Origin of the sequence: Bacteroides sp. HMSC067B03 (genome assembly GCF_001811315.1) — a bacterium.
GTDB lineage: Bacteria > Bacteroidota > Bacteroidia > Bacteroidales > Bacteroidaceae > Bacteroides > Bacteroides faecis.
In genome coordinates this window covers 37,829-49,849 of sequence record NZ_KV804410.1, presented here as the reverse complement: position 1 = coordinate 49,849, position 12,021 = coordinate 37,829, and the positions used below count along the sequence as shown (strand labels likewise).

9 protein-coding genes and 1 pseudogene are annotated in these 12,021 nt (G+C 45.7%); 4 read left to right on the top strand and 6 right to left on the bottom strand.

All coding sequences use genetic code 11. The features are described 5' to 3' along the window. Positions 1-3: 3 nt before the first annotated feature. The gene (locus HMPREF2794_RS18530; RefSeq protein ID WP_070752167.1) at positions 4-1,911 is read right to left on the bottom strand and encodes an NADH-quinone oxidoreductase subunit NuoF; all 1,908 of its coding nucleotides are present in this window, start codon (positions 1,909-1,911) and stop codon (positions 4-6) included. Between the two features lie 246 nt (positions 1,912-2,157). On the opposite strand from HMPREF2794_RS18530, the pseudogene HMPREF2794_RS18525 reads away from it, so the two are divergent. Together HMPREF2794_RS18525 and HMPREF2794_RS18520 are read left to right on the top strand one after the other, a co-directional pair. After that, positions 2,158-2,835 (top strand): annotated as a pseudogene (locus HMPREF2794_RS18525) (glycoside hydrolase); the annotation flags it as partial. 45 nt (positions 2,836-2,880) lie between these two features. Continuing rightward, complete coding sequence (locus HMPREF2794_RS18520; protein WP_070752165.1) at positions 2,881-4,101, top strand: glycoside hydrolase family 88 protein; 1,221 nt, start codon at positions 2,881-2,883, stop codon at positions 4,099-4,101. 69 nt (positions 4,102-4,170) lie between these two features. Here HMPREF2794_RS18520 and HMPREF2794_RS18515 read toward each other — a convergent pair whose 3' ends face one another. The 4 genes from HMPREF2794_RS18515 to HMPREF2794_RS18500 all read right to left on the bottom strand — a co-directional run bounded on the left by HMPREF2794_RS18515 (position 4,171) and on the right by HMPREF2794_RS18500 (position 9,418). After that, entirely contained in the window at positions 4,171-4,647 is a 477-nt protein-coding gene (locus HMPREF2794_RS18515; protein WP_010537450.1) for a copper resistance protein NlpE, read from the bottom strand. 62 nt (positions 4,648-4,709) lie between these two features. Continuing rightward, positions 4,710-5,999, bottom strand: coding sequence for a hemolysin family protein (locus HMPREF2794_RS18510; protein WP_010537451.1), 1,290 nt, complete (start codon positions 5,997-5,999; stop codon positions 4,710-4,712). Between the two features lie 218 nt (positions 6,000-6,217). Then, a complete protein-coding gene (locus tag HMPREF2794_RS18505; protein WP_055269975.1) occupies positions 6,218-7,003 on the bottom strand; it encodes a M48 family metallopeptidase in 786 nt (261 codons plus the stop codon). A gap of 36 nt (positions 7,004-7,039) precedes the next feature. Further along, a complete protein-coding gene (locus HMPREF2794_RS18500; protein WP_070752226.1) occupies positions 7,040-9,418 on the bottom strand; it encodes a TonB-dependent receptor in 2,379 nt (792 codons plus the stop codon). 96 nt (positions 9,419-9,514) lie between these two features. On the opposite strand from HMPREF2794_RS18500, the gene HMPREF2794_RS18495 reads away from it, so the two are divergent. Together HMPREF2794_RS18495 and HMPREF2794_RS18490 are read left to right on the top strand one after the other, a co-directional pair. Then, positions 9,515-9,949: a putative signal transducing protein gene (locus HMPREF2794_RS18495; protein ID WP_022302110.1), complete on the top strand. Its 435-nt coding sequence runs from the start codon at positions 9,515-9,517 to the stop codon at positions 9,947-9,949. 26 nt (positions 9,950-9,975) lie between these two features. Beyond that, complete coding sequence (locus HMPREF2794_RS18490) at positions 9,976-10,794, top strand: alpha/beta hydrolase (RefSeq protein WP_010537455.1); 819 nt, start codon at positions 9,976-9,978, stop codon at positions 10,792-10,794. Between the two features lie 344 nt (positions 10,795-11,138). On the opposite strand, the gene HMPREF2794_RS18485 is transcribed toward HMPREF2794_RS18490, so the two are convergent. Beyond that, complete coding sequence (locus HMPREF2794_RS18485; protein ID WP_070752163.1) at positions 11,139-12,020, bottom strand: DUF4595 domain-containing protein; 882 nt, start codon at positions 12,018-12,020, stop codon at positions 11,139-11,141. Position 12,021: the final 1 nt, after the last annotated feature.

Genomic DNA, 12,021 nt, shown 5'->3' with positions numbered 1-12,021 from the left:
ATTTTAGCAGACAAGAATAGCTTTGAATTTACAGCGTGCCATGCACATGCCGCACTTGATACATTTCTCTGGATTGATAACGTGAGGCTTGCGTACTAAACCACTGATGGCATCTGCCGGACAGTTCTTGGCACACAGATGACATCCGATACAAAGTTCCGGATTAATGGTGTAGGTCAGCAACGACTTGCATTGTTTGGCGCGGCAGGTCTTGTCTCTGACATGTTCCAGATATTCGTCGTAAAAGTTGTCCAGTGTGGATAAAACCGGATTCGGGGAAGTCTGTCCCAATCCGCAGAGTGCCGTATCCTTTATCACCTTTCCGAGAGTGGAAAGCGTGTCCAGGTCTTTTTCTGTACCTCGCCCTTCCGTTATCTTATTCAGCAGTTCCAGCAGACGTTTATTACCGATACGGCAGGGCGTACATTTGCCACAGGATTCTTCGACCGTAAAGTCGAGATAGAAACGGGCAACGGATACCATGCAGTCATCTTCGTCCATGACGATCATCCCTCCCGATCCCATCATGGAGCCGGCTGCCAGTAGGTTGTCGAAATCGATAGGAGTATCCAGATGTTTCTCCGTCAGGCACCCACCCGACGGACCACCTGTTTGTACGGCTTTGAATTTTTTTCCACCTTTGATGCCTCCGCCTATTTCGTAAATAACTTCCCGCAAAGTGGTTCCCATTGGCACTTCGATGAGTCCGACATTGTTGATCTTCCCTGCAAGAGCGAATACTTTCGTTCCTTTAGAACGTTCCGTTCCGATAGAGGCGAACCATTCGGCTCCTTTCGTCAGTATAATAGGAATATTGGCAAGAGTCTCTACATTGTTCACGTTGGTTGGTTTGCCCAGATAACCGGATTCTGCGGGGAAAGGAGGTTTTAAGGTCGGTTCACCCCGTTTTCCTTCCATCGAGTGTATGAGGGCGGTTTCTTCACCGCAGACGAAAGCCCCTGCTCCATAACGTATCTCTATATCGAAACAGAAATCTGTTCCTAAAATGTGATCTCCCAATAATCCGTACTCACGAGCTTGCTCAATCGCTTTTTTAAGACGGTTGATGGCAAGCGGATATTCGGCGCGGATATAGACCAATCCTTTGGAGGAGCCGATGGAATAACCACAAATGCACATTGCCTCTACAATAGAGTGAGGGTCACCTTCCATGATGGAGCGGTCCATGAATGCGCCGGGGTCACCTTCGTCGGCGTTACAGACAACGTATTTTACATTTGATACTTGTTTTCCGGCAAATTCCCATTTCAATCCTGTAGGGAATCCGCCACCACCGCGTCCCCGTAGTCCGGAACGTTTGATAACGTCGATGACGTCGGCAGGCTGTTTGCAGAGCAGGCAGTCGGCTAATGCGAAGTATCCTTCCCGGGCGATGTATTCTTCTATATTTTCGGAGTCGATAAATCCGCAGTTGCGCAATGCGATACGAAGTTGCTTCCGATAGAAGTCCATGTGTTTGGAGTCACTGACGGTCTGGTCGGTTTTCGGGTCTGTGTAAAGCAGCCGTTCGATTCTTTGTCCTCCGATGATGTGTTCACTGATGATTTCCTCCGCATCTTCGGGAGTGACTTGGATGTAAAATGTATTGTCCGGAATGATTTTTACGATGGGACCTTTTTCGCAGAAGCCGAAGCAACCCACTGTGATGACATCTACTTTGTCAGTAATCCCGTTTCTTTCAATGGCTTTTTGAAGATTTTCCGTGATGCCTTGACTGGAAGAAGCTTTACAACCGGTACCTCCGCATATAAGAATCTGGAGATGTTCTGTTCCGGACGCCAGGCCGCAACATTTCTCGGAAACTTTTTCATTACTTTCTTCGCGCAATGAAAGATTGTGCTCCGCTCTCTTCCTGATTATTTGTAAATCATGGATAGATAGTATTTTCATAAGTATCAGAATTGTTAGATTTCTGCAAATATAATTCTTTGTTTGGAATTGGAGCTTTGTTTGGCGAAAATAAATATTCCTGTTTGGTGTAAGCTTGCGGAAGTGTGGTATGAAAATTTTATTTTTAACATTTTTAGTTGGCTGTATTAACAATAATAATGATACAAAAAAATTATCTTCGTATCGAAAAAGGGCGAATACCCATATGAATCCGACAATAGTTGGGGAGATTCGCAAGAATATTGTAAGAAACCGAATGTAGGAAGAACATATCCGGTAGCGACCCCTCCGGAGAGCGATGAATTCAATACCCGCCATCTGGGGTTGCAATGGCAATGGCATGCCAATAAGAAAGATACTTATGGCTTTACCACCGGCTTGGGATATATCCGGCTATACGCAGGCAGCCTTTCCAAAGAATTCGTAAACTTCTGGGAAGTCCCCAATCTGTTGATGCAGAAGTTTCCGGCGGAGGAGTTTACAGCTACTGCCAAGCTGACGTTTACAGCTAAGCAGGATGGGGAACAGGCAGGTATTATCGTGATGGGATGGGATTATAGTTATTTGTCTGTCCGTAAGGCCGGCGATAAATTTATCCTGCAGCAAGCCGTATGCAAAGATGCGGAACAACAGAATCCCGAACAAGTAAAAGAACTGGCGAGCTTTCCGGTAGAATATCTGAAGATGCCGGGTGTTGCCGATAATGAATGGAAGACCGTTTATCTGAGGGTGAAAGTAACCAAAGGGGCCGTTTGTACCTTTGCTTATAGCCTGAACGGAAAGAAATATACCACAGTAGGCGATGCTTTCACAGCCCGGCAGGGAAAATGGATTGGAGCCAAGGTCGGATTGTTCTGTGTCACTCCTAATGACGGAAACAGAGGCTGGGCAGATGTCGACTGGTTCCGGATGACGAACGAATAAATGAGAATAGAAAATAAGAACTAACACGAAGATATAGAACGAAAAATGAAGAAGATTGTAGCAGGGTTGGTTGTAGTGCTAGGCTTTTATGCTTGTGCCCATCGGACTTCCGGTACTTTGGATGTGAATAAGGCTTTAGGCTATTGCGCAGAACAGACCCAACGTACATTGGTCGAACTGAAAGGAGATTCAGGGATAGACTATACGATGATGCCGCGTAACATCATGGCGGATGAGCATCATTGGAACTGTCGGAAAGCAACGAAGGAAGAATGGTGTGCCGGTTTCTGGCCCGGTGTCTTGTGGTATGACTACGAGTACACACAAGATAAGCACATTCTGGAAGAAGCCGAGAAATTCACAGCTTCACTGGAATTCCTTTCCCGTATTCCGGCTTATGACCATGATTTGGGATTTCTCGTTTTCTGCAGCTATGGCAACGGATATCGTCTGACCAAGAATCCCGCTTATAAACAGGTAATTCTGGATACGGCTGACTCATTGGCTACTTTATTTAATCCGGTAGTCGGCACCATGCTGTCATGGCCTCGCGAAGTGGAACCGCGCAACTGGCCCCACAATACTATCATGGACAACATGATCAACCTTGAAATGCTTTTCTGGGCATCCAAGAACGGGGGCAATCCTTACCTGTATGATATTGCGGTATCCCACGCCGATAAGACTATGAAATGCCAGTTCCGACCGGATTATACCTCCTATCACGTAGCGGTATACGATACCATTACAGGAAATCTGATCAAGGGAGTCACCCATCAGGGATATGCAGACAGCACCATGTGGGCACGCGGACAGGCATGGGCTGTTTATGGTTATACGGTAGTCTACCGTGAAACCAAAGATCCTAAATATCTGGACTTTGCACAGAAAGTGACGGATGTCTATCTGGAACGCCTGCCGGAGGATAAGATACCCTATTGGGACTTCAGCGCACCGGGGATTCCGGATGCTCCCCGCGACGCTTCGGCAGCTTCGGTAGTTGCTTCCGCATTGCTCGAACTATCCACCTATCTTCCGAACGGTAAAGGAAAAAGATATAAAGATGCCGCCATAGAAATGCTGGCAAGCTTAAGCTCTGACCGTTATCAGAGTGGTAAGAGCAATCCCGCTTTCCTGCTTCATAGCACGGGACACTGGCCGGCGCATTCGGAAATAGATGCTTCTATTATTTATGCGGATTATTATTATATCGAAGCGTTGCTTCGTCTGAAACGCCTGCAGGAAGGGAAAGGAGTGCTGGGATAGAAATAAAGATGCTCTGCGAAGACCGGTCATTCGCAGAGCATTTTATTTACTGGTTAGGGTTTAGGTTATTTATTTCTTTACCTTGATGATATCATAATTCAGATCGCTGACAGCTTCCTGCAAACTATCGTTTACCAGACGCAGGGTAGTGTCATTGACGATTACGAAGTACATTGGAGCTTCGCCGTCATTCGGAGTCAGCTTAACAGCCTTGGTAGGTTTTTTGTTCACTACTTTTTGGACAGTCTGTTGTTTTCCTTTCGAAGAGAAGGTTTTGTTCTTACCCTGACCTTCTGCATCGAGGTAAGTCATATCCAGAGTATACGTGGTATCTACACCATCAGTTGCAGCATTCAGTGTTAATACGTAGTCGATACCCGGGCCGTCGGCTGCAGGAAGTGTTCCTTCATAAACTTCGGTCACTTCTGTGATCGGAGCCATTTCTATGGAAAGACTGTCTGCTTCTGCCTCTGCGGCTTTGTTGGCTTTTGATTGGCAAGATGCCAAAGCAGCTACGACTGCTGCTAACATAATTACTTTTTTCATCGTTAAGTGCTTTAAGTTAATATAAATATAGTGAGCTAATATTGCTCGGGTTATTATTTTCTTTATGCTTCTTCGTCCCGTTTGATGACCAGCAGTTTGTCTACTCGTCCACGGTCCATGTCCACCACTTCGAACTGCAGGTTCTTGTAGGTGAAGATATCTCCGGCTTTCGGGATACCGCCCAACAGGAACATTGCCAATCCTCCGAGGGTAGTGAAGTCTTCGTCTTCCAGATCTTCATAAGATAAGATTCCCATCTCTTCCATAAAGTCCTTGATGTTCATCGAGGCTTCTACGAGCATCGAACCATCCTGCCTTCTGACGATATCTTCTTCTTCCATTTCATCCTCTTCAAGGATGTCTCCGAAGATACTTTCGGTCAAGTCGTGCAGGGTGATGATACCCTCTGTACTACCATACTCGTTAACAACAACTCCGAACTTGTTTTTGTTCTTCTTGAATAGCTCTAATATTTTATTTGCATATAAACTTTCCGGAATAAACAGTGGCGGACGGGCTATTTCACGCAGGTTGAACTCCTTTTTGTTGCCTACCATCAGAATAATATCTTTTACGGATACCACACCGATAATCTCATCTTTTCGCTCGTCTACCAACAGATATTTGCTGTAGTGTTCCTCTTCGATGGTCTTCATCACCTTGTCTTTCGTATCGTCGGGATGGAAGATGACAAGATCTCTGCGATGCGTCATCAGTTCGTTGGCGCGTTTGTCCGAGAAGCGGAATACGTCACGCAGCATTTCCGTTTCTTCTTTGTCGATCACTCCCTGTTCCGAACTTTGGTGGAGAATCATCTTGATTTCTTCCTGTGTCATCGGGCGTTCTTCATTCTTCACGCCGATGATTCTGTTCAGCAGACGAGTGGAGATACTAAGCAGCCAGACGAACGGGTAGGAAACTTTCGTCAATAAAATCATAATCGGACTGAACAGAGTTGCGTACCGTTCCGGATTGCTGAGGGCAATGGATTTGGGTACCAGCTCGCCGATGATAAGAGAGAGGTAGGTGATGATTACTACTGTGGTAATCATTGCCAGATTGCGGGCATAGGCTTCTGCTCCCGGTATGAGAGAGAAGAACGGAACAAGATCGTCTGCGATGGCAACCCCACCATAGGCACCGGATACGATACCGATAAGGGTGATACCGATTTGGATAGTGGACAAGAACTTTTCCGGTTCTTCCAATTGTTTCAGTACTCCACGTGCAGATTTATTGCCTTTTCCGGCGAGAGTTTCAAGACGTGCTTTGCTGGAAGATACCAGCGCAATTTCGTACATGGCAAAGATGCCATTCAGTACAAGTAAGAAAAGTATAATAAGAAATTCCATAAATGGATTAAAATGATTATTGCTTCGAAATTACATGAAATCACGACGTCATGCAAATATGTACTGTATATTAATGATTTTTTAATAAACAATTGGTGCGGAATAGTAATGTATGCTTTGAAATGAAGGGTGTTTAATAAGCAAAGAACATATTCCGGGATTGCAAAGTAAATGCTCCCGGAATATGTTCTTTAGTTATTTCTGATTTTGAGTCTTTCTTATTGTTTGTATTTATCAGCCAGTTCTTTAGCACGGGCTACACGTTTGGCTGTGTCGGGGTGTGAAGAAAACATTCTCTGCATGTAGGAAGATGCGGGAGCTCCGTTGGACAATTCGAGAAGTTTATTCAGTGATTTGTACATGCCATAAGGGTCGATGTTGTTTTTTACGCAGAACTCTACCCCATAGGCATCGGCTTCGTACTCTTGTTTTTGTGAGTATTGCGCACCGGCAAGTGCTTCTGCCATTGCTCCCAGTTCAGAGTCGGTCAGTTTGGCGATTTGGCTGCTGGCTGCTCCTGCCGCATTCTTTACTGCCGAGCGGAGATAGGCATTCTTCATGGCATCTTTAGAATCGGTATGGATAACGTGTCCGATTTCATGACCGATGACTGCCATTACTTCCTCGTCGTTCATGACGTCCATCAGTCCGGCACAGATACGCACACTGCCGTCGCCGCAGGCGAAAGCGTTTACGTCCACTACTTCATACACGCCAAAGTTTACTTTCATGCCATCCACTTCTTTGATGTTGCCGGTCAGTCTTTCCAGACGTTTTCCGTATTCGCTGTCCGGTTTGGCCAGTGGATTATGCTTGTCCATCCATTCCATGTATTCTTTGCTCATGGCAGCGATGTCGGCATCCGATAAGGTGATTGCCTGCACGGCATCCTTGCCTGCTTGAAGAGCTTTTCCTACATTGAATTTTTTTCCGAATTGTGCCGAAGCGTTGAAACAGCTCATGCCCAGAAATAACAGGGTCACTAATGCAATTTGTTTTTTCATCATAGTGAATTTTAGTTCGTTATTATTATAATAGTGTTAGTATTCGAATGTGATTCCTAAAGTCGGCAGCAGTGTACCGCTTTCCTGTTTGACGGACTTCATGACATACCGCTGCCCGGCTATGGGTGCGTCCGGATTCTTAATTACCCCTGTGCTCATCAACACATCCGCCTGTTTCAGTTTGCTGCCTGCAATATTCTGCAAATCGATATAGAAGCCCAGCATACAGCGTTTCAGGTAAAATGTTTTATCTATGCGTATATCTACCTGAGTAAAGGCCGGAAGCCGTTCTTCGTTATATCGGGTATAGTCGTAATACGGTTTTCCCTGAGCGTTCCAGGCTGTTACCAGAGAGGACTTGTCGGCATCATAAGGAGTGTAGGGAGCACCGCCTATGCAACTGACTTTCATCCCGACGCTCCAATGTCGGGGGAGGTTATAAGTACCCCGTAAGTTGAAGATGAAGCGGTTGTCCCATGCGGAGGCGATATATTCGCTTTCTTTATTGTTACGGTATTCGCTTTTAAAGAGCGTGAAGGAGGAGGCCAGATTCAGCTTCTTGGCAATCAGCCATTTGAGGAGAAGCTCTGCGCCGTATGAACGTCCCTGTGCGGTGGAAGTCAGCAGTTCGTTGCCTATCACTCCGTAATCGTTTCCTTTGCAGGTCAGCGGAATGCCGTCGGCTACGGAAAGGGGGATTTTGTCGTAGTCTTTGTAGAACCCTTCGAGGGATACTTCGAAGGTATCGCCTTTTCGCCAGTTGATGCCTATGCTTCCCTGACTGACTTGCATATAGCGGAGCGCATATTTGTTGGCATAGAGTCCGTTATTGTTTTTAAAGCCGAGAGCGGTGTAGGGAGGCAGCTGGTAGTAAAGTCCCGCATTTCCGCTTAGCGACCAGTGTTCCGTCAGTTGATAGGAAAGCGACAGGCGGGGAGAGAGCTGATCGGTCATATCCTTCATGGCTGCCGAGTAATTATTGGCATCGGTACGCAGACCGAGCGAAGCCGTAAAGCGTTCGTCTATCGAAGTATAGTTGATCGTTCCGAAAAGTCCCCAGCGCATGATGTCCAGATAGGTGTGATAGTCAAATGTCTGCGCATGGTCGGTGTACACCTTTTGGAAAGTGGTGTTGCTATATTGGCTATAGTCCAGATTGGCTCCGACAGTCACTTTCCAGTTGCGGAAAGAAGAGCTGTTTTCCAGACGGAACTGAGTGTTCTGCTCCGTAGAACGGAGACGGAGCGTGAGGTTGTCCGGATTACTTTCGTCGTTCTGCCGGTATTTGGTGTTCCGGTTGTTCAGATAACTGTGGCTGGCGATGACCGACTGTACGTGTGCCCCTGCATAATGCCGGTATACAGCGCCAAGTGTGAATGTCTCTTGCTGAATCTTAGGCAGGTAACTGAGTATATATTCATTATCTTCATCGTCGGCTTTGGTGTTTAACTTCATTTTGTCAATGCCGCCCAGTCCCAGTACGGTCAATTCGTTTTGTGCGTCGAACCTTGTTTTCAGCTTAAACTGTGCATCCGTAAAGGTGGGCAGGAAGGGCAGACCGAGCATGTCAAACAGAAATTGCAGATAGGACTGACGGACGGAAACCAGATAGGAAGTCTTTTTACCCAGATGTCCGTTGGAAGCCAAAGATACTTCGGAAGCTCCGAGAGTGGCTTTCACGGAATTGCGTTCCATGTCTCCGTCACGCAATTTGAAGTCGAGCACAGAGCTGAGCGCATTTCCTTTATCCGTCGGAAAAGCTCCGGTATAGAAGTTCACTTCACGTATCAGATCGGCATTGAGAATACCTACCGGACCGCCCGATGCTCCTTGTGTACTGAAATGGTTGATATTGGGAATCTCTACTCCGTCCAGGTAAAAGCGGTTTTCGGAAGGTGATCCGCCGCGTACAATCAGGTCGTTGCGGTATCCTATCGGCGAAAAGGCGACTCCCGGATAAGACTGTACGATGCGTGAAATGTCCCGATTGGCTCCCGGACTCTTTTCTATCTCCTGCAATCCGATGATACGCAGGCTGACCGGACTTTCAATGTCGCGGCGAAAGGGGGAGGCGGTAATGGTTACTCCTTCAAGCTCCGTCTGGTTCTCTTCCATTTCTATCTGTATGTGCAGATCTCTGGTCGATAGAATATATTCGGGGGTAGTGACGGTTTTGTATCCGATAGCTGATGCTTGCAGGCGGTAGATGCCGGGAGGAACCTGTTCTATCGAAAACTTTCCTTCCGCATTCGTCACTCCTCCTTTGTTTAGTCCGACAATCATTACATTGATAAATTCCAGAGGCTGGCGGCTGGATTTGTCAATGACTGTACCTTTCACTTGATGGACAGGCTGTGCCCATAGGAAGGAGATTGTTATATGGCAAAGTAGCAGAACTGACAGGAGTCTTTTCATGTTATTGTAGTTTAGTAACTGCAAAGTTAATGGAAAATAGTTTCACATTTCATTTTTATATTTTATTTTTGCGGGAACAATCAAATTAGGTTGAGTATGAAAACCGTAAAACTGATAACCTGTAATGACGCAATGGAGGCACACATCCTGCAGGGAGCGTTAGAGAATGAAGGTATTGAATCTGTTCTGCACAATGAGAACTTCTCGTTTCTGTATAGAAGTTATGTGAGCAGCATCGCAGGAGTGGATATCTTGGTGGTAGATGAAGATTATGACAAAGCTGTCCGGGTGCTGAAACAGAATCAGAGTTGGCCTGAAGAACTGACTCTCTGCCCGTACTGTGGATCATCTGACATTAAACTGGTGTTGAGAAAAGGAAAGAAACTGCGTGCGATAGGTGCGGCTGTGCTTTCTATGCTGGCTGCGGCGCCTCCGGGAAGCAACCACTGGGAATATACCTGCAAACAGTGTCATAAGACTTTTGATAAGCCTGTTTCTGAATTTCAGCCTTCGGAAGACGACGAAGAATGATCTGACTAAACATATTTATAAACACAATGAAAAAGAATAGACTTCTATTAATTGCTCTTTTGTTAGTTTGGCTGGCACCTTCTTTTGCAGCCAGGGTAGATACTTTATTAGTGAAAAGCCCTTCCATGAATAAGGAAATAAAGGTGGTGGTAGTAACTCCTGATGCAGCCCTGGGAAAGAAAGCTGTATCATGCCCTGCTGTGTATCTGTTGCATGGCTTTGGCGGTCATGCCAAGACATGGATTGAAATCAAGCCCAATCTGCCTCAGATAGCGGATGAGAAAGGCATCATTTTTGTTTGTCCGGACGGAAGTACCAGCTGGTACTGGGATAGTCCGAAAGATCCGTCTTTCCGGTATGAAACGTTTGTTTCATCGGAGCTGGTGAAGTACATAGACGGACATTACAAGACAATCGCCGACCGTAAAGGACGTGCCATTACAGGGTTGAGTATGGGTGGACATGGCGGCTTGTGGACGGCTATCCGTCATAAAGATACTTTTGGCGCTTGTGGAAGCACAAGTGGCGGTGTGGATATTCGCCCGTTCCCGAAGAACTGGGATATGGCAAAACGCTTGGGAGACTATGAATCTAACAAGGAAATATGGGATACACATACTGTTATCAACCAGATTGATAAAATACAGAATGGAGATCTGGCGATTATCTTTGATTGTGGCGAAGCAGACTTTTTCATTCAGGTGAATAAGGATTTGCACAACCGCTTGTTGGAAAAGAAAATCGACCATGACTTTATCACTCGTCCCGGAGGGCATACCGGAGAGTATTGGAATAACTCTATCGATTATCAGATTTTGTTCTTTGATAAGTTCTTCAAGAAATAAAACCGGAAAAGCTTGACTTTAGCATCCGAATGTCGTATCTTTGGATGCATAATCATATAGTAGATTGAAATTAAACTACGATAGAAGGAGGAAGTGAGAACTTTCTCCTTTTTTTGTGTTTAGTCGGGGGGAAAAATGACTTTACCTCGGCTTTGGGTTGACTTTTACCTGCTTTCTGATGAAAATTAGATGCTTTGTCAAGCAAGATTAGATGCTTTGTCAGGTGAAAACCGATGCTTTGTTAAGTGAAAACCGATGCTTTGTTACGGCAAATGTGCCTTTCGTTCACGAAAAAGGGAACCGTGAGTTAAGAATCTGTAATTCTGCTCTTGACAAAAACGGGGTTATTCGATGGAAATATTGATGGTACGGTTTATATAATTCATGCTTTTACCGTTACCATATTTAGTCTGGATATGTAAGCCGGTAGGTTTGTTCTTCTTGTCAAAGCTATATGAATATTCGGTTCTTTCGGTGTAGGTATCACCCGTCTGGTCGGGATAGGAAGCAACGGTGAGATGCTGTGTCGGTTTGCCCAGTATCCCTGCAAACATCGCTTCACGATGAAAGGAGAGAGGATAAGTATCTGCCAGTACCGGACAGGGCAGGCGATAATAATTAATATCCTTTCCGGGTTCATAATGGGTTTGCAGCTCTCCGTACCCGGTGAATGATTCGTTGGTCAGCGAAGGACAAGTTGCAGAGACCAGGTCTCCTTGCTCGTATTTCAGTGAAAGGGTTTGTGTAGTGGTTGCTTCGCTGCTTCCTTCTTTGGGCAGGGTTTCCTTTACCAGTGTCAGATAGCCGTCTGTATAGGAAAAGGTATATTCTCTCTTCTGACCGAACGAAGTGTATTTACACTGTGTAGCGTATCCTTGTTCGTTTAAAGTATATTTGCGTTGGATGCCCGTTTCGTCGGTAAGGGTGACACTGCCTCTGTTATTCTCGTATCGAACTGCTATCGGGTTAGTGATAGTTTCCGTCAGGTCGGCAATAGAAACCTCCTGTGAATAGATATAATCCGTCAGCCAATTCTCTTGATAAGAGAACTCTTCTCTTTTCGTAACGTCAGATACTCCTATTCCGTCAGACTTGCAGAATTCAGTTAACAGCATTCTGCTCATTGCAGGAGTCGGGATTTCAATTTCTGTCCATGCCTTTTCTTCATCATCCGAGCAACCGAATATGACTGTCATCATGCAGACTAAGAGGAGTATCTTTCTCATT